Consider the following 23,690-nt stretch of genomic DNA (forward strand, 5'->3'; position numbering starts at 1 on the left):
TAAACCGGAACGGTGCTGCACAATGGTTTTGGGTGCTTTTAACAGAGGAGCTAAGGCGGCTTAGTAAACAGAGCCTTTTTCCGCTTTGATGCCTTCAACACTGGCTTTGAACTTTGCAGCCAGATCTGTAGACGCTTTCATCAACAAACCTGTGTCTGTGCCGACACCGACAAAGAGTGCGCCCAGCTCAATATAGCGCTGAGCCAAGGCTTGATCTGCGATCAAAATACCTGGGGCTTTGCCTGCGGCCACGATTTTAGCGATGCTGGCTTCGATAACCGCTTGCACATCAGGGTGTGCAGGGTTGCCGATATGCCCCATTGAGGCGCTCAGGTCAGACGGGCCGATAAAGACACCATCAACCCCTTCAACTGCTAAGATATCGTCCAGATTTTCAACACCTTTTGGGGTTTCAATCTGAATCAATACACACATCTGCTCGTTGGCCGTTTGCAGGTATTGCGGCATACGGTTAAAGCCTGAAGCGCGTGCTAAGGCGCTGCCCACACCGCGAATCCCTTGTGGTGGATAACGGGTTGCGGCGACTACGTCAGCGGCTTGTTCACCCGTTTCAACCATTGGCGCCAAAATCGTTTGTACACCAATATCCAGAATCTGCTTGATACGCACCGCATCAGGCCAAGGTGGGCGCACAATAGGGTGCGATGGATAAGGCGCTACCGCTTGCATCTGGCCGAGAATCGTTTGCAGATCATTAGGGGCGTGCTCTGCATCGATCAGCAGCCAGTCAAAACCTGCTCCGGCAATCAGTTCTGCGGTGTAGCTGTTGGCTAAGCCCAGCCATAGGCCGATCTGGGCGGTGTCGCCCTGCGCTAGGGCTTGTTTGAAGGTGTTAATGGGCGCTGGCATAACCTCTCCCAGTTATCAAATAGGGTGGTGAGTCGGATCAGCAGGGTGCTATCCGACGTTGTGTTGAATACAACCGATCCAAGTCTTATTTAAAGTAGCAGCTGATGCTACCCAATTGGCCGTAATCCACTTGGAAGGTATCCCCTTTGCGCGCAGGGACTGGGCGTGTGAATGAACCTGCCAGAATAATCTGACCTGGCTCCAACGTGATGCCGTAAGGATGTAGGCGGTTGGCTAACCAAGCTACGCCATTGGCGGGGTGGTTCAGTACACCTGCGGCCACGCCAGTTTCTTCAATCACGCCATTGCGATACATCATGGCGGATACCCAGCGTAGATCCACTTCTGATGGTTTGATCGGACGGCCGCCTAAGATAATACCCGCGTTAGCCGCGTTGTCTGAGATGGTGTCGAATACTTTACGTGGACGACCTGACTCTGGGTCAATGGACTGAGAGCGTGCGTCGATCAGTTCTAACGCAGGAATCACGTAATCTGTTGCGTTATACACATCAAAAATGGTGCAGTTCGGGCCACTGAGCGGCTTGGCTAGAATAAAGGCCAGTTCCACTTCGATACGCGGGACGATAAAACGATCCGTTGGGATCTCTGCCGCATCATCAAACAGCATGTCGTCTAGCAGGGTGCCGTAATCTGGCTCGTCAATCTGAGACGACATCTGCATGGCGCGTGAAGTCAGTCCGATTTTGTGGCCGATGATTTTGCGGCCTTCCGCCATTTTCAATTTCAGCCATTCGCTTTGAATTTTATAAGCGTCTGGAATGGTGATCTCTGGATATTGCAATGAAAGCTGACGAACCTGTTTGCGCTCTTTTTCTGCTTGATGCAATTGGGCGGCGCAATCTTTGATAATCTCTTCAGATAACATATTGGAATCCTTTAACGGGGTGCAGATCAACCTGATCTGTACCCGCTGCTTTGTTATTTTTTTGTTTGGGCTTTTTGCGTTGTGTTTGCCTGTGGCGGCTTAGTTTAAAGACGCCAGATAGTCTGTTTCAGAGATGATGGTGTTCACCAAACGGCCAACGCCTTCAACTTCTGTCACAATTTCGTCACCCGGTTTCACATCAGCCAAACCTTCTGGGGTGCCTGTGAAGATCATATCGCCCGGCTCCAGCGTCATAATGGCGCTGAGGTATTCCACCAGATAAGGAATATCAAACACCAAGTCACTGGTGTTGCCGCTCTGTTTTAGCTCGCCATTGATATAGGTTTTCAGTGCTAAGTTGTGCGGATCAGCAACATCTTTGGCATCAACAATGTAAGGGCCTACAGGCGTGCAGGTGTCGCGGCTTTTCACACGTAGGTTCGGGCGGTAGTAGTTTTCCAGATAGTCACGGATGGCGTAATCGTTACCCACGGTATAACCACCGATGTAATCCATTGCCTCTTCACGGCTGACATTTTTTGCCGTTTTGCCGATGATCGCCACCAGTTCGCACTCATAGTGCATATAGTCCACGCCATCTGGGCGGTAGGTGTTTTTGCGGTGGCCTAGCAGCGTGTTAGGGCCTTTTAAGAATACAAGCGGCTCTTCTGGGGCTTTAAAGGCCAGCTCTGCGGCGTGATCGGCGTAGTTCAAGCCCAATACAAAGATTTTACCGTCGCAAGGTGGCTGCCAGTTGGCTTCCGCTTCTGCAATCACAGTGCCGTCGTTTAATACAGCGTCGTTGTTGTCGTTAACGGTAACAGCGGTGAGTTCGCCATTGAATAGAATGCGTGCGCGTTTCATAGTCTGCGATCCCCTTAGCCTAGCTCTGCTTCATTAACAACTGGGTTTTCCAAGCGGCCTAAACCGTCAATTTCGATAGCCACGGTGTCGCCCGCTTTCAACGCCAACTGCGCGGTGCGTATTGGCGTGCCTGCAATAATCAGGTCACCGGCTTCCAGCGTCATAAAGCTGCTCAGATAGCTGACGATCTGCGGTAAGCCATACACCAACTGGTCGGTGTTGGTGCTGTGGCTCAGTTCACCGTTGATATAGGTGCGAATCGCCAACGCTTCTGGTGTAGCCACCTCAGCTTGATCCACAACCCAAGGGCCGATTGGGCAGAATCCATCACGGCATTTTGCTTTAACCGCTGGACGGTAGAAGGAGTTTTCCGCCAGTGTCACTTCGTTCACGATGGTGAAGCCTGCCACGTAAGACATCGCGTCTGCTTCTGATACACGAGTAGCTTTTTGACCCATCACAATACCAATTGATGGGCCTGCATAGATCGCTTCGCCATTGGCAGGGGCTGGAATAGCCGCGCCATAACCGATGTGGGTATTGGCGGTTTTAATGTGCAATACCGGAGTCTTTGGCGGATTCACATGAGGCTTTTCGTTAAAAGCCTGTTCCATACTGGCACAAAGTGCTTTGTCGTTTAGTGCGATACCAAACACTGTACCTGTGGTGGCAGGTAGCCATTGTTGTGATGTCATCTCCTGCTGCTGACTTGGATCAATTGCAACTTGGGTTGCAACGCCATCCTTCAGTATACGGCTGTGCCTCATGGCGAAGTCTCCAGATTGGGTTAAATGGTTGTAGCCCGCTGTGTGATTGCGAAATATCAGAGGGCTATGAGCAAGCTGAATCGTATGAGATTCACCCGCGCAAATAGGCGCGGTGCGATCAGGTTTTGCAAAATTGTTTCGATGTTAAGTAGTTTTGCTATTCAGGGTCTGATTGTCAATAACTTAATATGTTAATTAATTTCAAGAATAGCAGCCTAAGCCTATCGTTAGGCTGGTTTATCTAGGAGAGTCCGCCAATTTAAAACTAAAGTCTGATCAGTGAATTTTACATCTATCCTCACTTCTGAGTTGACAATTGTTAATATGTTAAATAAATTTGATTAACATATTAAGTTGTTGTCGGTAAGATGAACCAGCCGACCAATAGCATCGGACTCGATATCCTTATTTATACGTCAGGGTTTGTAGTGGGCAGAAGCCAAAGCAAATGCTGATCCTCACGGTTTGGACGGAATACGCAGATGATTAAGAATTTAATTAATGGCAAGTGGGTTGAGAGCAACGAGACCTTTGAAACAGTTAACCCTGCAACGGGTGAAGTATTAGCTGAAGTGGCTCACGCTACTCCAGCACAAGTTGCAGAAGCTTGCCAAGCCGCAAAAGATGCCTTTCCAGCTTGGGCGAATATGCCTGTGGCTAAGCGCTCTAAAATCATCGAAAACTTGGGTGATTTAATCGGCCAGCACGTTGAAGAGATTGCTCGACTGGAAACCGCTGATACGGGTCTGCCGATCTATCAAACTCAAAATGCGTTAATTCCGCGTTCATCGAATAACTTCTATTTCTTTGCTGAAAAATCTCGTCAGATGAATGGTCACACCTATCCAATGGATGACCAGATGCTGAACTACACTTTGTATCAACCAACAGGTGTATGTGCGCTGATTTCACCTTGGAACGTGCCGTTCATGACAGGCACTTGGAAAACCGCACCTGCATTGGCACTGGGTAATACTGCGGTAATGAAGCAGTCTGAGCTGTCACCTTTATCAACTGATTTCCTAGGCCATCTGGCACTAGAAGCAGGTATCCCAGCCGGTGTATTTAACATCGTACACGGTTTTGGTGCGACAACAGGTAATGCCCTGATCACTGATCCAAACATTAATGCAATCTCATTCACGGGCGGCACCTCAACGGGCAAGCATATTATTGCGACAGCTGGCCTGAAAAAGTTCTCAATGGAACTGGGTGGCAAGTCTCCTGTGATCATCTTTGATGACTGCGACTATGAGCGCGCGATGGATGCCGCCATCTTTGGCATCTTCTCAATCAATGGTGAGCGTTGCACCGCAGGTTCGCGTCTGTTTGTACAAGAAACCATCTACGACAAGTTCTGTGAAGAGTTTGCCGCACGCGCCAACAAGATCAAAGTGGGCGACCCTATGGAAATGGACACCAAAGTGGGTTCATTAATCAGCCAAGGCCATTGGGACAAAGTAACAGGCTATATCAAAATTGGTATCGAAGAGGGCGCAACCCTTATCGCAGGTGGCCCAGAGAAGCCTGTAAACGAGTTGCCTGATCACCTGAAGAACGGCCACTTCGTGCGCCCAACAGTATTCCGTGATGTCACCAACGAAATGCGTATTGCCCGTGAAGAGATCTTCGGCCCTGTGGCAGTGATCATTCCGTTCAAAGATGAAGCGGATGTGATTCGCATGGCCAACGACAACGATTACGGCTTGGCCTCTTACCTATGGACTCAAGATGTGGGCAAAGTGCATCGCATTGCGAACCGTATCGAAGCGGGCATGATGTTTGTGAACAGCCAAAACGTACGAGATCTACGTACCCCGTTTGGTGGCGTAAAAGGCTCTGGTACAGGCCGTGAAGGTGGTGACTACAGCTTTGAAGTGTTCTGTGAGCCAAAGAACGTTTGTATCAGCATGGGTTCACACCACATTCCTAAATGGGGCGTTTAGCCTGTTACAAAGGAGTCTGCTATGCCGCACTTTATTGTGGAATATTCTGACAATCTGCATGAACGGTTGGATTTCCAACCGTTATTTAAAGCGCTGCACGAATATGTGGTTTCCACTGGCGCATTCCCTTTAGGGGGCGTGCGCAGCCGTGCAATCCGCTGCTACGACTATCGAGTGGCTGATGGCCGTGATGACTTTGCCTTTTTGAACCTCAATCTCAAAATCGGTCATGGTCGAGATATGGCCTTAAAACAAGCAGTTGCAGATAAAGTCTTTGAAATTCTATGCGACTGGATGAAACCGATTACAGATAACAGCTACTGCCAAATCTCATTTGAGATGACAGAGTTAGACCCTGTACTAAAGTTTAACAAAAACAACATCCACCCCTTATTTGCTAAAAAATAGGGTGTAGACTCTAGCCTAAAGTTCAATAGATACAAAAAAATTGTATCAGATGGGCTTTTAGTGTCATAAATAATGTTGTATTTTGTCTTTCTTTGACCTAAGTCAGATTTTAACTTGATACGAAATTGAGTTTTTAGACATCAAAAGCGTCTTTAAACAAGTACTGCAAGGATGGCAGTGCAATTTGAGAAGAAAGATCACTACTAACAGCAAAAAAGAGCGAACTATGCTCACCTAATGCAGAGTGCACAAAGTGAGTCATGGGCATAAATCAAAGCAGGAGACGACAATGACAATAATAAAGAACACCTTCAAGAAAGCCCTAATCGGCTTGACCTTAGGCGCGGGCATGATGACCTCAACCTTCGCCCTATCAGAAACAACTCTGCGTGTAGGCACTTGGCTACCGCCAACTCACCCTCAAAACGCCGTAGTTTGGCCAACATGGGCAAAATGGGTTGAAGATGCCACTGAGGGTCGCGTCAAAATCAAAATGGAACAGGGTCTAGGCCATCCAAAAACTATGTTCCAGCTGGTAGAAGACGGTGTAATTGATGCGTCTTTCAGCTACCACGGCTATGTACCAGGCCGCTTCAAACTACCGCAAGGTGTTGAGCAACCAGGTCTAGGTGTAGGTGCAGAGGCTGCATCTGTTGCTCTGTGGAAAGTTTATGACAAGCACTTTAAGAAAGCAGGTGAGTTCGAAGGCCTAGAAGTACTGGGTATGTTCACTCACGGCCCTGGTCAGATTCAAACCAAGTTCCCTGTAAACTCTTTTGCTGATTTAGAAGGCAAAAAAATCCGTGTTGGCGGTGGCGTACAAAGTGTTCTAGCAGAGCGTATGCACATCACACCAGTAGGCGCACCTGCACCAAAAGTATACGAAATGCTGCAACAGGGTGTAATTGATGGCGCGTTCCTACCAATGGGCGAGCAGAAAGTACTGCGCTTAAGCGAAGTAACCAGCAACATCACTGTACTGCCACACGGCATGTATATGGGTAGCTTCTCAATGTTCATCAACCCAGAGTTTTTGGAAGGGCTGAGCAAGAAAGACCGTGCCGCTATCATGAAAGTATCTGGCCTAAGACTATCAGCACTTGCAGGTAGTGCATGGGATGCTGGCGATGCTGAAGGTTATGAAGCGGCTAAAGCAGCTGGCGTAAAGATCAATCGTCTATCTGAAAAAGACCCAATGTCTAAAGAGTTTGAAAAGCTGACTAAAGGCATGGATCAAGAGTGGATTGAGTCAGTATCTGATCGTGGTATCAATGCAGAAGCAGCTCTGAAAGATCTGCGTAAGATTGCTCGTGATTACCAAGATAACTCCATGTCAGTGAAAAAGTGAGGTCGTTATGTCTCTTGCAACATGGGTAGCAGAGCATTACGAAGAGAAAGGACCAGCCTCTTGGCTGGCCTTTTCTCTAGAGGTTTGTGCTGCTGTAGTACTCTTTGCTTTGATGTGCCTGACTTGCATGGACGTTATCGGGCGTTATTTCTTTAATAATGCAGTAGATGGAGCCGTAGAGATCACAGAGATTGGCTTAGCCCTACTGGTATTTTTAGAGATGCCGATTATCACTTGGCGTGGTGGTCATGTGGTGGTGGATATTCTAGATAACTTTGTCAGCAGTAAAGTGCTACGTGTTCTAGGTTTAATCTCTGCACTGCTGATCTCTACCGGTATGTACTATCTTGCTGAGCGTATGATCTATCTGGCCGATCGTTCTCTGCGTCGAGAAGTGGTGACAGAGTACCTAGAAATTCCTGTTGGCTACATCGTCCAATATATTGCGGTGATGAGTTATGTTACTGCGGCCTTGATGCTGACCTACGGTATTTACCGAATCATTGTAGAAACTCGTGACTGAACCCCTGTGTTTTAAGGGACAGAACAACCACTCCGTTATTCGTGGATCAAGTTTATGACTGTAGCACTCATCGGCTTCGCCATATTATTGGTGTTGATTATAGTTGTGCGTGTGCCTATCGCTTTTGCGATGGGACTCGTAGGATTTTTCGGCTTTGCAGCCCTGCAAGGCTTAGGCTTTGACAATATCATGGATTTTCGCTGGACAGGTGCCCTTTCTATGGCGTCTAACCGCGTAATTGATACCGTTCAAGAGTATGGACTGTCTGTTATCCCACTCTTTATTCTGATGGGAAATCTAGTCACCAAGTCAGGCTTGTCACAGGAGCTTTATCAAGCCTCTAATGCCTTTTTAGGTCACCGTAAAGGTGGTCTAGCGATGGCAACAGTGGTGGCTTGCGGTGGTTTCTCTGCTATTTGTGGTTCGTCATTGGCCACTTCTGCCACTATGGCGAAAGTAGCAATGCCGCCAATGCGCAAGTTTGGTTATTCAGACTCTTTAGCAACCGCATCAATTGCAGCGGGCGGTACGCTGGGTATTTTGATTCCACCGAGCGTAATCTTAGTAATTTACGGCCTTTTAACAGAATCTAGTATTCGTGAGCTTTTTGCTGCGGGCTTTATTCCAGGTCTGTTGGGTATTTTTATGTACCTAGCAGCAGTGCGTTATGCCGTTTGGCGCAACCCTGAAGCAGGCCCACCAGGTGAAAAGTTCACTTGGGCTGAGCGTATTGAAGCTTTAAAAGGTGTTTGGGCTGTATTGGTGCTGTTTACCATTGTGATGGGCGGTATCTATTTGGGGATCTTTACACCAACAGAAGCTGCGGGTATTGGTGCAGGTGGTGCCTTTGTGATTGCCTTGGCGCGTCGTTCATTAAGCTTAGGTTCACTATTCCACGCTTTAACCGATACAGGCCGTACTTCAGCAATGCTGTTCACGGTATTGATTGGTGCTTTGATTTTCTCAGACTTTATCAACCGTGCAGGTTTACCTGATGCACTGCTTGAGCTTGTGACCTCTTTTGATATCAGCCCAATGGGCGTGATTTTACTGATTTTAGCGATCTATATCGTCTTAGGTATGGTGTTTGAGAGCCTATCTATGATGCTGCTGACAGTACCTATTTTCTACCCTCTAGTGCAGAGCTTGGGCTTTGACCTAGTGTGGTTTGGTATTGTAGTGGTAGTGGTAACCGAGATCAGCCTGATTACACCACCAGTGGGGATGAACGTCTTCGTGTTAAGTGCCGTGCTGCGTGATGTGAAACCTGGCACCATCTTTAAGGGTGTAACCCCATTTTGGTGCGCTGATATTGTGCGTCTAGCATTGATCACCTTTATCGCCCCTATTGCACTTTTCCTACCCGAGCTTCTGTATCGCTAGAGGCAGAGTGTGTCAGTGAAAAGTTGCACTAATTTTAACGAGGAGGGCAGTGTATGTTGCCTAGCGTAACTCGAATTCTATATGCCTCGGACATTCGTCCGGGGTCTCGTCCGGCCTTTCGTGCGGCGATGAGTCTTTGCGGTCACTACGAGTCAAAAATCACATTCTTGCATGTGGTTGAACCGATGAGCAGTAGCGCAGAGCGTTTAGTACGCTCAATGATGAGCAGCGACCCATCACTGAAAGCCCTTCATGATGAAAGCCTTCAGCATGTACAGCAGCAAGTGGTTGAGCGTGTTGAGCGCTTCTGCCGTGAAGAGCTTGATGCATCTGAGATGCTGAAAGAGGGGCAATTAGAAGCACGTGTTGAAGAAGGCACGCCTTGGAAGAAAATCCTTGAAGTGGCGGATGAGATCAATGCCAGCGTGATTGTGATGGGCGTACGCCATCATAAAAGTCTACTAGGCGATACGCCGACTAAGGTAATGCACCATAGCCGTCGTCCTGTATTGACTGTGCCACTGCAACCTTAGGCTGATTTAAAGTTAGATAAATCAGTTCAGGTTTAAACAACAACGCCCCGTTATCTGTTGATAACGGGGCGTTGTTGTTTTGGGCAGTGCCTTGTATGTATTAGGAAGATTGTATCTAGAATAGGAGCAGCCAGTTATTCTACTTTGCTCTGCTCACTTGCTGTAGGCCGATCAGAATGTCCTAAGTCTCGTGCCGGATCAATATGATCGCGTATCCGGCGTTTGATCACTTTGGCTTCAGGAAAGCCGCCATCCTCAACCCTTGACCATAAACGGGTGTCGTCCAGCCAGATTTCATATAGGCCGCCTGTGGCAGGCACTAATGCCACCTCTTTTAGGTCATCGGTGAAGCTGTGCAAAATCTCTTGCGCGATCCAAGCAGCACGTAACATCCAGTTGCATTGGGTGCAGTAGTGAATGGCGATGCGGTATTTGGGCTGAGGGTGTTGGCTCATGGTAAGGCTCCAGTTAAGCGTCTGCCGAAAACAACAAAGCCCCGAACAGTCGGGGCTTTAGGTTAACCGTTTTGGCTGAAGGGACTAGCCGTCGGCGTTGATCTTTGTGATCACCGCTTGTAGTGACTCGTCCACTTTGTCGTTGTCGATCTGGCAGGTGCCTGCATTTAAGTGACCGCCACCGCCATACTGTAAGCACAGCTCGCCCACGTTGGTGTTGGAGCTGCGATTTAAAATCGACTTACCAATGGCAAATACGGTGTTCTGCTGCTTTAAGCCCCACATCTGGTGAATGGAGATGTTGCACTCAGGGAACAGGGCGTAAATCATGAAGCGGTTAGCCGCCCAGATGGTTTCTTCGTTACGCAGATCCAGTACCACTAAGTTGCCATGCACGGTGCTGCAACGTTTGATCTGTTCAACGGCTTTTTCTTCTTGATCAAAGTACAGGTCTACACGCTCTTTAACGTCTTCTAATTTCAGAATGTCGTTAATGTCGTGGTTTGCACAGTAGTCGATCAGCTGCATCATCAGTTGGTAGTTAGAGATGCGGAATTCACGGAAACGACCTAAGCCTGTGCGTGCATCCATCAGGAAGTTCATCAGCACCCAGCCTTCAGGGTTTAGAATCTCTTCACGGTTAAACTGTGCGGCATCACCTTTGTCTACCGCTTCCATCATGTCGTTCCAAGACGCTGGGAACGCATCTGCACCACCATAGTAGTCATATACTACGCGGGCAGCAGAAGGCGCTTTAGGGTCAATAATGTGATTATCAACTTTCTCGTTACGTAGGGTTTCACTCAAATGGTGATCAAACGCGATATGGCAACCTTTAACATAAGGTAGGTTTGTCGTGATATCAGAGGCATTCACTTCAACTTTGCCATCTTGCATATCTTTTGGATGCACAAAAAGAATATCGTTGATCATATCCAGATGCTTTAACAACACCGCACACACTAGACCGTCAAAATCACTGCGGGTTACCAGTCGAAACTTTTGACCAGACATCAGACTCTCCTGTAAATATGCCAAGTGGCAGAGAAGATAGTTCTGCACACCTAAATCTTAAATATTCCTGAGGTTAAACATACCATTTATCTGCCTGTCAGAGAACCAATAGGCGACTAATTTTGTGCCGTAACCCCCATAAAATGCTCTCTTCATGACTTGAGATACTAGTCTAACTCAGTTGCTTCATTTCAATTTCTTTTCGGCTGAACCAAAATAGTGCAATCAACATCAGCAGCAACAATGGGATAGGTAAAATATTCACCCACTGCCAGCCTAGGCCATGAATCACCTGCCCAGCCGATAGCGAGGCCACTGCTTGTAAGCTGAAAATAGAAAAGTCGTTCACAGCTTGTGCTCTATAACGTTCTGCGGGTTGATACTGTTTGGTTAGTAAGGTTGTAGAGCCAACAAACAAGAAGTTCCAGCCAATACCTAACGCCACTAGTGCCCACCAATAATGCATCACCCCATGACCATTCAATGCAATCAGGCTACAAGTTAGTAGCAGCCCTGCACCCATTGCCATCACGCGGATTGTACCTAATGTACCAATAATCATACCGGTGAGCAGAGAGGGTAAGTACATTGCCGCAACATGGCTTTGAATGACTCGTGCAGTGGCATCTAGTGAATGCTTATCCATCACATGCATACTGATAGGCGTTGCGGTCATCACGAAACTCATCACCGAATACGAGATGACCCCGCCTGCCACAGCAATTAAAAAGCCGGGACGAGAAAAAAGTGTACGTAATGAAGTTTTCTGATGAGGTTGATTATCGGCCTGTTTTACGGTGACAGGTTTGATCATTAACAGCAGTATTAATGCACAGCAGATTGTGGCAGACATTGCCAAAAAAGAGCCCGCAAAATGTGCTGGCAGCCAGTGCTGCCCTAAACGCGCCAGCTCAGGGCCTATAAATGCTGCAATAACACCACCGACTAGCACAAATGAAATGGCCTTGCCTGCTTGCTCTGGTGCTGCGCTTTCAACTGCTGCAAAACGGTACTGTTGCACGAATGCCAAGTGAAAGCCGATTAAAGTAGCGGCCAAAACAAAAAGCCAGAAACTTTGCAACTGAATCGCGAATGAGGCTAACAGCGTGGCGAGAATGCCTCCTGATGCACCAATGATAAAACCTTGCTTACGCCCCAAGCGCTGCATAATTAATGCAGCAGGTATGGTGCTTAATGCGGTGCCAATCACCATAAAGGCAATGGGCAATGTCGCTAAGTGTGCTTGCGGCGCCAGTTCTGTGCCTATCAAACCACCAATAAAAATTAACGCAGGCGCTACAGACATTGCCAAAGCAGAGGCTAACGACAGCAGTATGATGTTACGTAGATTCACTTATTGCTCCTTTTGTGACAAGAGTTGCAGCTTTTGTTGACAGTTTTGTTAAAATCAGCGATCTATTTTTGTACAGCTGCTTACACAAATGTCCGCAATTGCTTGCAAAGATATACAATAGAGTCAGCAATGCTTGTGTTAGTATCTAAAGTATGGCAGTTAATGACAGACGTTACTGCCAGTGGACCAATGCAGCGATTTTAATAAAAGCTAAGGGAGCCATGCACTATGCAACTCACCCGTCAAACAGATTACGCCATTCGTGTACTAATGTTTTTGGGTGTACAGCAGTCTGACGAGCTTGTGACCATCAGTGATATTGCGCACCACTTTGAAATTTCGCGCAACCATCTGATGAAAATTGTACACAAGCTAGGTCAACTCGGTTACATCCAAACCGTTCGTGGCAAGTATGGCGGTATGCGCATTAATATGGAACCAGCGCAAGTCTCTATCGGTAAAATGGTACGTGACTTTGAAACTTCGCTGGAGATTGTTGATTGCGAAAAATTGATCTGCCCGTTAACTGGCGCTTGTGATATGAAGCCGATGATGAAAAAAGCACGGGATGCTTTTTTAGCAGTTATTGACGAATACACATTGAAAGATTTGCTGAAAAACCCAGCAGATATTCGCAACCTTTTAGGTTTAGATCTCAAAGCAGGTGAACTACCTGTACAAGTGATGGCTGCTTCTTAAACTAGAATCGGTCGCCTAAGCTTGATGAAATAAGAGAGGTAGTCCACGTGACTACCCTTTTCTTTTTCACTATCTACTGCCGCTATGGCAGACAAGGCCTATAACACCAGTAATAATGTGATGCCACCAAAGAGAGTGGCGCTAATCAGTGGTGTTGAGGCTCGCCACGCCATTGCAGATCCTCCGATAAAACCTGCCAAGCCTGCCTTCAACAATGAGTTCACTATTGCCGCGATAATAATGCCAGATACAGCGGTTTGTAGGGCTAAACCATCTCGGCTCATACCAGACAGCGACAAGTTTATTGGATCAACATCAGCAATGGCTGAGGCTGCTGCTAACAGTAAGATTCCCGTGTCTCCTACGCTGTCTTTTAAGCCATTGCTCAAAAGAAATATGGCACATAACAAAGCACCAAAGCCTAGTGCGGAGCTTAAAGACAAAGGTGATGAGGGTGGTGCTACATCTTCCGGTACTTGTCGGTAACCTTGATACCAAAACCAGAACGCAGGTAGGTAAACTGTCACAGCCATAGCTGTAATAGGGAGTGTCAAAATGGGGATCAGTTCAGGATTGATCACACCTGCTACCAATAACACCCTTGGATACATGGTGCCGCAAGCAAATAACACCCCAGCGGCTAATAACGGAGTGGCTTTCACAGACTCTTTAGCCATGCGTGAGAATTGTAAGGTGAGAGCGGTAGAAGATACAAAGCCTGCAAAGAGTGCCGTGAGCATAATCCCTTTTTTTGCCCCTGCGATCTTCATGGCAAAGTAGCCTAAAAAAGAGATACAGGAGATCAATACCACCATCCACCATATTTCATAAGGGTTCAGCGCTTGCCAAGGCCCCATGCTTTCATCCGGCAAAATGGGTAACACCACCACAGAGATAATTAATAGTTCTAAGGCCGCCCATAGCTCTTTTTGCTCTAGTAGCCAAAGCCAACGGTGTAGCACCCCTTTTAGGCTCAACAGCAAGGTAGTAATCACCGCTGCCGATGAGGCTTCTAGGGCATATCCCATAATCACCAATGCGCCGAAGCAGAATGCCAGAAGTGCCGAAATCAAAGAGGTTAAAGAGACATCACGCTTATCTTGATGGGTCACATAAGAGGCGGTTAACGCAAGAGAGAGGCCTAAAAATAAGATACCCAATAAATAGCCTCCTAGCTCCCGCGAGAGTAGTGCTGCTACTGCGCCTAAAAGAGAGATGAGCCCATAAGTGCGCAATCCTGCGATACGTGCGCCATCTTCTAAGCTTCGGCTTTTCCAGCCCCGTTCAACACCAATCATTAAGCCTAAAGATAAAGCGATGGCCAATAAGCCCATGACATGAGTGTCTGTTGCCTGCACAATATTTCTCCTGAAATGCCCACACAATCTGTCTCTGAGTGTATCAGAAGCGGAGAAAGTTAAACGCCAATTTGCTTAAGTATCAGAACGGTTTACGGTAGGATAGACGGCAATTGTCACAGACTAGCTTCCATTGCCATCATACGGAAAATGCACGAGAGAGCGGTTAGCGCTCAATCTCAAGGAGATGCGACTACATTATGAATATTCGTAAAAATTTTGCCCAGCTTATTGCGGCTATTGGCCTCAGTTTGACCAGTATTGGATCTGTACAAGCCGATATAAGCTTGACCTATCAATCGCTGAACTATCCTGATTATCGAAGTACTATTTTGGTGAAAAATCAATATATTCGCTTTGAAAACCCAATGGCACCTGAGTTCTTTATGTTGTTTGATAGCGAGCAGCAGCATATGACATTGGTTGATGGCTCACGCCAAAGCTACACCGTTTTAGATCGTGAAACCCTTGATAGCTTGTCTGAGCAAATTGAAGTTACGCGAAAAGCGATTATCGCTGAGCTGGAAACCGGTATGAAAACAGCATCAGCAGAAGAAAAAGCGCAAATGGCAGATATCCTAGAGCAGATTAAAAGCCTAGCTCAAGGCCCTGAAAAAGCTTTAGTGCAGTACCAGCAGACAAGTGTGCAGGCTCAAGTAAACGGTTATAACTGCACGGTAACTCAGGCGATTATTAATACTGAAGAGCATGCACAACTCTGTGTGGTTAGTGCGAAAAAAGCAGGGATTCCTGAAGAAGAAATGGCCACTTTAGAATCGTTTCACCACTTTTCTAATAGCGTGCATCAACAGTTAAACCCGGGTGATAGCACAGAGTTGCTATTTGTGATGAACAGTAAAGTGCAAATTCCTGTTTCAGTGAAGCGCTTGTTACCTATAAGTGCGCAGGATGAGTACCAACTGATGCAGGTGAAAAAGCTGAGCATTCCGGCCAGTGCATTCAGCATTCCAAATGGTTATCAACAGAAAGATATAGAGGATGCTTTCATCGTTGAATAAAGTCGACCAAATATTGCTAGATTATCGCTAGATTTAAGAAATTTGCGTAAGCTGGTATTTTTTTCTTTACCCAGAAAAGTTTTCGGCTTATATAAGCTTCGCAAATAAACCTTTTTCTGGAGAGTATTATCAATGGGCCGTGAAGACGTATCCTTTGATTCAGATGACGATATTTTCGATGATGCTCAGGACGATGTGGATGATTCTGATCTGGGTAAACGAGACTATGCGATGGACAAGCGCAGAATGATTGAGGATCGTCTCGAACAACGTCAACTGAGAAGAAATATCGAGGATGACTATGATTTCGACCTTGATGATGAGGACGACGTGTAGTCGTTAGTAAGATTGACCATAGACTAATGGTCAGTTTATTTTCAGCCCAATTAAATAATACGTTTAATTGGGCTGTTCAGTCTTTGCGTTACGCGATTTATCTTCAGTTTTTATCTCGTTTGCAGTACTCATTTGCTGCATTAATTCACGCTGGTACTCCATCATTCGACAGATATTATCTTCGAGCCGCCCCAAGCGATTTTCCATCTGATCAATACGCCCCAGTAGCTCTGTTTCTTTGTCAATGACCGCCTCTTCTTCTTTGGCTAAAAAGAAGACTGAAAAGCTTGCGGTTAAAAGCGAAAACAGACTAATTCCCAATAAAATCAATATACCTGCAAAAATTTTCCCTGCGACACTGCTGGGTACAACATCGCCGTAACCTACCGTCGTAACCGTTACCAAAGCCCACCAGATACCATCCCAAGGGGTATCAATAGCGGGGTCGATAAACGAAATTAAAGTGCCTGAAAGCCCAATAAACAAACTACTGATTAGCAGGGTTGTCCCTAAGTTATTTTGCTTCAGAATCGCCTTAACAGTAGACCCCATCGGTAGCAATAAACCGATGATCAGCACCACTCTTAAAAAGCGTAAAAAGCTGGCAAAAGAGCTGTCGCCCCATAACACTGAGACGCCCAATATCAGAATCAGCGGGTTCATCCAATTTGTACGTAGATAGCGTTTAGGATCATCAACCAGAGCGAGCAACAACAGGGTTTCAGCTAGAAAGAAGCACCAGACAAATACATCAGTGGCTCTATGCAAAGCCGGATTGATGTGTGCTTCAAAGCTAAGATAAAACGAGATCAACATCCAGAGGGCAAGAAACAGCATCGGCCATTCTAAACGCCGACTCCAGCGCAGAGCATTTTCATTTTCGTTTGAGTCGACGCCTGCCAAGCCTAAGTACAGACCTAGAGAGGGTAATGCCATAATACTGCCCTATAAATGAACTTACTGAGTCGCTAGTCCAGCTTGGCTTAATAACCTACGGCCATACCAAAGGCCAAAAGTCATGCTAGGAAACAACATCAAGATACCATAAATCACAGGAGGCACAGACATCATGCTATTGCCCAGAATAGCCCCTGTGACAACTAAGGCCGTACCACCATTTTGCACGCCAACCTCAAGAGCAATGGTAATTTGCTGCTGTATATTAGTTTGTACAATTCTAGCCAGTAAATAGCCTGCCAGTAGGGCTAAAATATTCAATGTCACGGCTGCGGGGCCAACTTGTGCAAGAAACTCAGGCATCTGCGCCCAATGTTTGACCACAATACCGCTGATCACAAAAAGTAAAAAGCCAATCGACAACGGCTTCACTACTTTGGCAACTTTGGCGGCGAACATCGGTTTGGCTTTATGCAGCCACATACCGATCGACACAGGAACCACAGTGATTACAAATAGCTGCATCATGGTTTTGAGTATAGGTAGCTCAATATCAGGCGCACTACCCATCCAGTGATTTAACGCCCACTGTGATAAAATAGGCATGGTAAAGGGGGTTAATACACTGGCAAAAGCAGTCAAGGTGATAGACAGCGCTACATCGCCACGGCTTAAATAGGTCATCATATTTGAGGTTGCACCACCGGGTGCAAAAGCCAAAATCATTAAACCAACCGCCAGCTCAGGCGGTAACGCAAACCATGAAACAACCACAAAGGCTAAAATAGGTACTAATAGCATTTGGCCGGCAAGGCCAATTAGTACGGCTTTAGGTTGACGAAAAATTCGCCCAAAATCTGCCCGCACCAACGTCATACCCATGCCCAGCATAATAATAAATAGTGCTGCGGGTAGAATAACGCTTAAGAGGATGCCATTTGACATAGTTTGATCCTTTAATCGGTTGTTCTAATATTGAAAGATAAACATTGAAAAGAGCTGCATCCAGCGTAGAAGCAGGCTGAGGCCGCAAAGTAAACGACAACTGTTAATGAATGGCAAGATCAAAGCCTAAGGCATTACTGTTAGAGCTTATATGCGATGAGCCAAAAGAGAAAAGGGAAAAGAGGACGATAAGTTGATCAGCAATAGAAGCCTCCCTCTGAGAGGGAAGCGTATCAATGCAATGTACTACATCTGTTGGAGGCAACAGCTTAAAGCGAGATTATAGCGCTTCTTCTAGGTCATCCATGCTGGCTGCTTGCAGACTATTTTGAAAGTCTAGGTCAAACACCATCACACTAGGGTCTATCTGCAAGAAGGCTTGGAACAGTGCCATATCAAGCGTGGTAGGCCATAGTGATTCATCTTCCTCCCATGATTTTAGCTCGTTCTCCAAAATGTTCAGATAGAACTCTTCTAACATTTCATTAAGCTGGTCTTCATCTTCAATTTCGGGGATCAGGTAAACCGTCGCCTCTTCGTTTACCTCTGCCAGTGTCAGCTGGTCGCTGTCTTCATCTAATTCGTTAATCCAATCAACAAAAGCCTGTGTTAATTTCACAGTGATTGCAGAGCGATTCAGCATCTTCATGGTTTTTCTCCGGAGTAATTCATTGCAAACTTAGTCAACAAAAACAGCACCCTAAAAGGGTAATCTTAATCTATCAGTACAACATATTCACTGGCCGCAAAATCATTAACCAGATAATCAAAACCCCAAAAGCCAGCAGCTTTTGGGGTTGATTAAACCCTTAGCTTTCTGCTTCAGGGCGCATGTGAGGGAATAACAACACGTCTCGGATAGAAGGAGCATTGGTAAATAACATTACCAAACGATCAATACCGATGCCTTCACCTGCAGTTGGCGGTAAACCATACTCTAAAGCGCGGATATAGTCATGGTCGTAATACATGGCTTCATCATCGCCCGCTTCTTTTTCGGCCACTTGCTGCGAGAAACGATCGGCTTGGTCTTCTGCATCATTTAACTCTGAGAAACCATTTGCGATTTCACGACCACCAATGAAGAACTCAAAGCGGTCTGTGATAAATGGGTTATCGTCGTTGCGGCGCGCCAGTGGAGAGATTTCCGCTGGATATTCGGTGATAAAAGTAGGCTGCATCAGTAGATGCTCTGCCACTACTTCAAAGATCTCCGTTTGCACACGACCCAAGCCCCAGATAGGTTTTACTTGGATTTTAAGCTTTTCAGCAGTTGCAGTGGCCGCTTCTAGCGTGTCGATGTCGGCTAAAGTGATGCCATCACCATGTTTAACAATCGCTTCGCGCATACTCATGCGTACAAAAGGCTTGCCAAAGTCATACACGTCACCTTGGTATTCCACTTCGGTTTTACCCAAAATATTCTGTGCCAGTGTACGTAGCATGTCCTCTGTTAAGTCCATCAGATCTTTGTAGTCTGAATAGGCTTGATAGAACTCTAACATGGTGAACTCAGGGTTGTGACGGGTCGACAAGCCTTCGTTACGGAAGTTACGGTTGATTTCGAATACTTTTTCAAAGCCACCCACAACCAAACGCTTTAGATAAAGCTCTGGTGCAATACGCAGGAACATATCGCGGTCTAACGCATTGTGATGAGTGATAAACGGACGAGCAGACGCGCCACCAGGAATCACTTGCAGCATTGGCGTTTCAGCTTCGATGTAGTCGCGTTCGCTCAGATACTGACGAATACCACTGATCACCTGTGCACGAATACGGAAAGTTTTACGAGACTCTTCGTTCATGATCAGGTCAACATAACGCTGACGGTAACGCATCTCTTGGTCAGTTAGACCGTGGAATTTATCCGGTAGTGGGCGCAGGGCTTTGGTCAGCAGCTCACAAGTTTCGATAAAGACGTAAAGGTCACCTTTACCTGATTTGTGTAGCGGGCCTGTTGCGCCAACGATGTCACCGAAATCCCAGCTTTTGATCTCGTCTTGTACTTCAGCAGACAGTGATTTGCGATCTACGTACAGCTGAATCTGGCTGCTCATATCTTGAATTACGATGAATGGGCCACGCATACGCATGATACGGCCTGCAACTGATACCTTGTGGTTCAGCGGCTCCAGCTCTTCCTTGGTCTTATCACCAAAGTCAGCCTGTAGTTGTGCGGCTAGCGCATCACGACGGAATGTATTTGGAAATGCATTACCTGCTTCACGGCGTGCGTTTAACTTAGCACGACGCTCTGCGATCAGTTTATTTTCCTCTGCTACGGCAGTGGTTGCATTGTCCAAAGTGTCTTGCTGAGAGTCAGTAGTCATGCGTTATTCAACCATTCAAAAATTACAAAACATCAAACTGATCTGAGTGCGCCTAAGCTTACACTCAGCATTTAATCTATAGGGACTTGTTGATATTAGCTTTTTGATTAAAGCTATAAGCCCTTTTTCAAGCTCGCAATGATAAAGCGGTCTAAATCACCGTCTAATACTGCTTGTGTATTACGAGTTTCAACCCCAGTGCGTAGGTCTTTAATACGGGCATCATCTAAAACATAAGAGCGAATTTGACTGCCCCAGCCAATGTCTGACTTGGTGTCCTCAAGGGCTTGCTTTTCCGCGTTACGCTTTTGCATCTCTAGTTCATAGAGCTTAGCTTTCAGCTGCTTCATCGCCATGTCACGGTTGGCGTGCTGAGAACGCTCCATCTGGCATGATGCCACAATGCCTGTAGGTTCATGAGTAATACGTACCGCTGAGTCGGTAGTGTTCACGTGCTGACCACCTGCTCCACTTGAACGGTAGGTGTCGATACGTAAGTCGGCAGGATTGATCTCAATTTCAAAGTTATCGTCTACTTCTGGTGCCACAAACACAGAGGCAAAAGAGGTGTGACGACGGCCACCTGAGTCAAACGGTGATTTACGCACTAAACGGTGTACGCCTGTTTCCGTACGTAGCCAACCATAGGCATATTCACCTTCAAAGCGAATAGTGGCACCTTTGATACCGGCTACATCGCCTGCGGTAACTTCAATCAGCTCAGTTTTAAAGCCGTGATCATCACCCCAACGCAGATACATACGCAGCATCATATTAGCCCAATCTTGGGCTTCTGTGCCGCCAGAACCTGACTGAATATCAAGATAAGCGTTGCTAGGGTCCATTTCGTTGGCAAACATACGACGAAACTCAAGCTTTTCAAGCTGAGATTTTAGGCTGTCTAACTCGGCTTCAACCTCTTCAACCGTGCTTTCGTCCTGCTCTTCAACGGCGAGATCTAATAGATCTTTAGCGTCAACAAGTCCGGTCGTCATATTGTCGATGGTTTCAACCACCAACTCTAACGCGGCTCGTTCTTTGCCTAACGCTTGCGCGCGCTCTGGTTCGCTCCACACCTCTGGGGCTTCCAGTTCACGGCAAACTTCCTCTAAGCGATCTTTCTTCTCAGCGTAGTCAAAGATACCCCCTCAGGACTTCAGTCCTTTCCGAAAGATCTTTGATGAGATTTACAATAGGATTTATTTCTAACATACGGGTTGAAGCCTACAAAACCTTCAGAAAAATAAGAGAGGAATTCTAACCAATCCCCATGCTGCCTACCAGCACAGTGCTCGTGAATCTCTAACAGAAGTACAAAAAGTCCCTGACTTTTGCTGATAGCTGTGTCAGAAAGGGTTGATATAGATACATGCTGTTACAGCATTAGGAAACTCACTGGTACACAGGGTAATGGCAACGTGGCAAAATAGCCGTTAATTACCCGCTTTCAGGAATGAACACATGCAGATCAAGGTAAAACCGATCAGCGGACAGCGTCTTGAAATTCAGCTGGAGCAAACACAGCTGCTTTTATCAGAAATGCACTGCAAACAGATGCGTGAAGCATTGGCCGACACACTGAGCCGTTTTGCCCTGCACCCAAAACAAAAATGGGATCAGGCACGTGCAGAATTTGAAACGTTGCTGCCTACTTTAACTCATCTGGAAGCTTTTACAGACAATGATTTAGCGTTGTTGGTACGAGAGCTTGATTTTGCGCTACTCTATCGTCTATGCCAGCGCAAGCAGATGGACAGCCTAATTGCTAAACTGGAAACAGCCTGTGGTCGACGGGAAATTGATCGTATTGTTTTAGAGGGCGAACGCCTACCACAGAAACCTTTGTGGGAAGTGAATCAGCGTTTGCACGGTCTAAAAAATACGATTGAGCGAATGACCCGTGATGGTGAGATTAAACCCCCTCGTTTGAATTCACTTAATACCGCAGCAACTGCAAACTCTGGTATCGCACTGCCAAACAGTGCAGAAGCGCCCTATATTCGCCAAGTATTGAAGAAGATTGACAGCCTGCCAGAAAAAGCAGTACTGGCGATCTGCAAGCAGATTCCGCCTCGTGAGTTGGCGAAGTTTTGGTTTATCAGTGAAGCGATGTCAGAGCAAAACTTAACGCATAAGATCACCCGTATTATTCCGGCACCAACCTTAGCCAAGCTAAAACCTGCTAAACCAAGCCAGCTATCAGGTGCTGAGGCGAAAAGTACGGTGAATTTAGCCGTTGAAGTATTAAAGGGCTTACAAAGCAAACCAGGGGCTGGCCAAGGGTCTAAAAAAGACAAGGGTTCATCTGGCCCTATTTTAATTTAGGTAGTAGAAGGAATGTCTATGAGTTTTACCGTTGCAGCCAATGGCGAATACCACTACCGAATTGAAAAGGACTTTTTTGCCGTCAATATAGATCTGGTGGACGCCATGATGCTGTTGAGCAAATTAGATGAGCAGCTGGGTTTAAATCCACCACTTTCGCAAGGTGAACCTAACTTTTTGATGATCTACCGTAAGTTGATCACGGTACTTGTCCATATGGACAGCCGTAGTCTACAAGCCTTGATGCATGCGGCATCTAGAGATCTATTGGTTGACCTGATGCGAGTGGTAAAAGGCACTAAGTCTGAGCATAAGCTGATGGCTGCCATTACTAAGCGTAATAAGCAAGCGATTCAAGGCGATGTGCTTTATAACCAAGTGATTCGTCCACCAGAGGCACTGAAAGCGTTAAGTGACTTCTTTCTGCTGGTCGAAAAGCAGATTGATAGCGGTGTGATTACGCTAGTTGACCCAAATGGTGAATACTATTAAAACCTGTGCATGGTTATTCACTGTCTGAGCCTGATGCAAACTTGGCTCGCTATCCATGCTGAAATGAACCAAAGAAGCATCAAAAAGGCGTATCCTTCAATGGGTACGCCTTTTTTGATTTTATCTGCGTTAAGCTGCTGTAAAAGTAGACTCAAATATTTTATCAGCACTGGCTGCGATAAAGCCTTGATAGAGATTGCCGTTGTTGTCTGGATAACGCTTGGCAAACTCATAGAAACAAGTTGGGATAAGCTGCTTTTCTCCACCTACAAAAACAAATTCTTGCTTATCGGCCATGCTAGAACCTTGTTCTAATAATTCAGCTGGCGAACCTTTGATTTCTCCGCCTGCAAGGTTGGTTGCAAAACCTGCTGCTTTAACGCGGTCTAAAACCTCTTGCAAGCTGTTGGTGCTGTTAAGCTGCTCAACACTTACCGTGAAGTGATTAACACATAAGCCAATTGTTAGTAGCCATGCGCCATACTCAGATTCCGCAGCAACTGACTGATAGTCTTCTAAGCTAGGCGTTTGCCAATGGCGGCCAGACCAGAACACACTGTGATCAGTGGGTTCAGCTTTAATTTGAGCGATATACTTGCCCAGCACTGCCTGTAGTTTTGGGCTGAGTTTGTGTGTTTGTAGTTCAGAGATAAAAATCTTAGGTACAGTACTATCTGAGTGAATAAAGCTACGGGCGCGTAGTTTTTTCTCTTCAAAGTCATAATCGGCCTGTACTTGATACCCCATAGCAAGCACAAATGGCTCTAAGTTATCCAGCGCTATTGGGCTGTCGGCAAAAGTACGGAACGCCACATGATCATTAATCACCTCAGCATCTGTTGCTAAGAAAAGGTCTCGTATTTGATCCGCTTGCGGTGTGATTTCAACGTAGCTGTACCAAAGTTGATCAAAGAAGGCTTGTGGAGTCATGT

25 protein-coding genes are annotated in these 23,690 nt (G+C 46.4%); 11 read left to right on the forward strand and 14 right to left on the reverse strand.

The annotated features are described in order from the left end of the window. Nucleotides 1–60 precede the first annotated feature (60 nt). From hpaI to B5D26_RS09620, 4 genes are all read right to left on the reverse strand, one after another. Nucleotides 61–870, reverse strand: coding sequence for a 4-hydroxy-2-oxoheptanedioate aldolase (gene hpaI / locus B5D26_RS09605; RefSeq protein ID WP_078745523.1), 810 nt, complete (start codon nt 868–870; stop codon nt 61–63). Nucleotides 871–955: 85 nt separating this feature from the next. Continuing rightward, nucleotides 956–1,759 (reverse strand): 2-oxo-hept-4-ene-1,7-dioate hydratase, encoded by an 804-nt coding sequence (gene hpaH, locus B5D26_RS09610; protein ID WP_078745524.1) that lies wholly within the window; start codon nt 1,757–1,759, stop codon nt 956–958. 99 nt (nt 1,760–1,858) lie between these two features. Beyond that, nucleotides 1,859–2,623, reverse strand: coding sequence for a fumarylacetoacetate hydrolase family protein (locus tag B5D26_RS09615; RefSeq protein ID WP_078745525.1), 765 nt, complete (start codon nt 2,621–2,623; stop codon nt 1,859–1,861). A 14-nt stretch (nt 2,624–2,637) separates the two neighbouring features. Next, complete coding sequence (locus B5D26_RS09620) at nt 2,638–3,390, reverse strand: fumarylacetoacetate hydrolase family protein (protein ID WP_078745526.1); 753 nt, start codon at nt 3,388–3,390, stop codon at nt 2,638–2,640. 482 nt (nt 3,391–3,872) lie between these two features. Between B5D26_RS09620 and hpaE the strand changes: the two genes are divergently transcribed. The 6 genes from hpaE (at nt 3,873) to B5D26_RS09650 (ending at nt 9,531) form a co-directional block, all read left to right on the forward strand. Continuing rightward, entirely contained in the window at nt 3,873–5,336 is a 1,464-nt protein-coding gene (gene hpaE / locus B5D26_RS09625; protein WP_078745527.1) for a 5-carboxymethyl-2-hydroxymuconate semialdehyde dehydrogenase, read from the forward strand. 21 nt (nt 5,337–5,357) lie between these two features. Beyond that, nucleotides 5,358–5,744: a 5-carboxymethyl-2-hydroxymuconate Delta-isomerase gene (locus B5D26_RS09630; protein ID WP_078745528.1), complete on the forward strand. Its 387-nt coding sequence runs from the start codon at nt 5,358–5,360 to the stop codon at nt 5,742–5,744. A 289-nt stretch (nt 5,745–6,033) separates the two neighbouring features. Beyond that, entirely contained in the window at nt 6,034–7,092 is a 1,059-nt protein-coding gene (locus B5D26_RS09635) for a TRAP transporter substrate-binding protein (protein ID WP_078745529.1), read from the forward strand. Nucleotides 7,093–7,099: 7 nt separating this feature from the next. Then, on the forward strand, nt 7,100–7,615 hold the full coding sequence (locus tag B5D26_RS09640) for a TRAP transporter small permease (protein ID WP_078745530.1): 516 nt from the start codon (nt 7,100–7,102) through the stop codon (nt 7,613–7,615). Between the two features lie 54 nt (nt 7,616–7,669). Next, nucleotides 7,670–8,998: a TRAP transporter large permease gene (locus B5D26_RS09645; RefSeq protein ID WP_078745531.1), complete on the forward strand. Its 1,329-nt coding sequence runs from the start codon at nt 7,670–7,672 to the stop codon at nt 8,996–8,998. A 53-nt stretch (nt 8,999–9,051) separates the two neighbouring features. Beyond that, complete coding sequence (locus B5D26_RS09650; protein WP_078745532.1) at nt 9,052–9,531, forward strand: universal stress protein; 480 nt, start codon at nt 9,052–9,054, stop codon at nt 9,529–9,531. Between the two features lie 134 nt (nt 9,532–9,665). On the opposite strand, the gene B5D26_RS09655 is transcribed toward B5D26_RS09650, so the two are convergent. The 3 genes from B5D26_RS09655 to B5D26_RS09665 form a co-directional block, all read right to left on the reverse strand. Further along, nucleotides 9,666–9,986 (reverse strand): Rdx family protein, encoded by a 321-nt coding sequence (locus tag B5D26_RS09655; RefSeq protein WP_078745533.1) that lies wholly within the window; start codon nt 9,984–9,986, stop codon nt 9,666–9,668. Between the two features lie 84 nt (nt 9,987–10,070). Beyond that, nucleotides 10,071–11,000: a DHH family phosphoesterase gene (locus B5D26_RS09660; protein ID WP_078745534.1), complete on the reverse strand. Its 930-nt coding sequence runs from the start codon at nt 10,998–11,000 to the stop codon at nt 10,071–10,073. Between the two features lie 172 nt (nt 11,001–11,172). Further along, nucleotides 11,173–12,354 carry an MFS transporter gene (locus B5D26_RS09665; protein WP_078745535.1) on the reverse strand — a complete coding sequence of 394 codons (1,182 nt, stop codon included), beginning with the start codon at nt 12,352–12,354 and terminating at the stop codon, nt 11,173–11,175. 228 nt (nt 12,355–12,582) lie between these two features. Between B5D26_RS09665 and B5D26_RS09670 the strand changes: the two genes are divergently transcribed. After that, entirely contained in the window at nt 12,583–13,053 is a 471-nt protein-coding gene (locus B5D26_RS09670) for an RrF2 family transcriptional regulator (protein WP_078745536.1), read from the forward strand. Nucleotides 13,054–13,151: 98 nt separating this feature from the next. On the opposite strand, the gene B5D26_RS09675 is transcribed toward B5D26_RS09670, so the two are convergent. After that, on the reverse strand, nt 13,152–14,411 hold the full coding sequence (locus B5D26_RS09675) for an MgtC/SapB family protein (RefSeq protein ID WP_200810652.1): 1,260 nt from the start codon (nt 14,409–14,411) through the stop codon (nt 13,152–13,154). Between the two features lie 200 nt (nt 14,412–14,611). On the opposite strand from B5D26_RS09675, the gene B5D26_RS09680 reads away from it, so the two are divergent. Both B5D26_RS09680 and B5D26_RS09685 read left to right on the forward strand, forming a co-directional pair. Beyond that, entirely contained in the window at nt 14,612–15,430 is an 819-nt protein-coding gene (locus B5D26_RS09680) for a hypothetical protein (protein ID WP_078745537.1), read from the forward strand. A 132-nt stretch (nt 15,431–15,562) separates the two neighbouring features. Then, nucleotides 15,563–15,766, forward strand: a complete 204-nt coding sequence (locus B5D26_RS09685; RefSeq protein WP_078745538.1) for a PA3496 family putative envelope integrity protein — start codon at nt 15,563–15,565, stop codon at nt 15,764–15,766. Between the two features lie 63 nt (nt 15,767–15,829). Here the strand turns inward: B5D26_RS09685 and B5D26_RS09690 are convergent, their stop codons facing one another. The 5 genes from B5D26_RS09690 to prfB all read right to left on the reverse strand — a co-directional run bounded on the left by B5D26_RS09690 (nt 15,830) and on the right by prfB (nt 21,153). Continuing rightward, nucleotides 15,830–16,702, reverse strand: a complete 873-nt coding sequence (locus B5D26_RS09690; protein WP_078745539.1) for a potassium channel family protein — start codon at nt 16,700–16,702, stop codon at nt 15,830–15,832. A 21-nt stretch (nt 16,703–16,723) separates the two neighbouring features. After that, a complete protein-coding gene (locus tag B5D26_RS09695; protein WP_078745540.1) occupies nt 16,724–17,608 on the reverse strand; it encodes a bile acid:sodium symporter family protein in 885 nt (294 codons plus the stop codon). Between the two features lie 280 nt (nt 17,609–17,888). Next, nucleotides 17,889–18,257, reverse strand: coding sequence for a hypothetical protein (locus B5D26_RS09700; protein WP_078745541.1), 369 nt, complete (start codon nt 18,255–18,257; stop codon nt 17,889–17,891). Between the two features lie 160 nt (nt 18,258–18,417). Continuing rightward, nucleotides 18,418–19,941 (reverse strand): lysine--tRNA ligase, encoded by a 1,524-nt coding sequence (lysS, locus tag B5D26_RS09705; RefSeq protein ID WP_078745542.1) that lies wholly within the window; start codon nt 19,939–19,941, stop codon nt 18,418–18,420. 113 nt (nt 19,942–20,054) lie between these two features. Then, a protein-coding gene (prfB, locus tag B5D26_RS09710; protein WP_139776578.1) for a peptide chain release factor 2 occupies nt 20,055–21,153 on the reverse strand; the annotation gives its coding sequence in 2 pieces (ribosomal slippage) (nt 20,055–21,077 and nt 21,079–21,153; 1,098 coding nt in all). 249 nt (nt 21,154–21,402) lie between these two features. Here prfB and B5D26_RS09715 point away from each other — a divergent pair. Together B5D26_RS09715 and B5D26_RS09720 are read left to right on the forward strand one after the other, a co-directional pair. Beyond that, the gene (locus B5D26_RS09715) at nt 21,403–22,266 is read left to right on the forward strand and encodes a hypothetical protein (RefSeq protein WP_078745543.1); all 864 of its coding nucleotides are present in this window, start codon (nt 21,403–21,405) and stop codon (nt 22,264–22,266) included. 18 nt (nt 22,267–22,284) lie between these two features. Then, nucleotides 22,285–22,758, forward strand: coding sequence for a FliG C-terminal domain-containing protein (locus B5D26_RS09720; RefSeq protein ID WP_159445640.1), 474 nt, complete (start codon nt 22,285–22,287; stop codon nt 22,756–22,758). Nucleotides 22,759–22,887: 129 nt separating this feature from the next. On the opposite strand, the gene B5D26_RS09725 is transcribed toward B5D26_RS09720, so the two are convergent. Then, nucleotides 22,888–23,688: a DUF1338 domain-containing protein gene (locus tag B5D26_RS09725; protein ID WP_078745545.1), complete on the reverse strand. Its 801-nt coding sequence runs from the start codon at nt 23,686–23,688 to the stop codon at nt 22,888–22,890. Nucleotides 23,689–23,690: the final 2 nt, after the last annotated feature.

The organism is Oceanospirillum multiglobuliferum, assembly GCF_900167095.1.
In the GTDB taxonomy this organism is placed as follows: domain Bacteria; phylum Pseudomonadota; class Gammaproteobacteria; order Pseudomonadales; family Halomonadaceae; genus Oceanospirillum; species Oceanospirillum multiglobuliferum.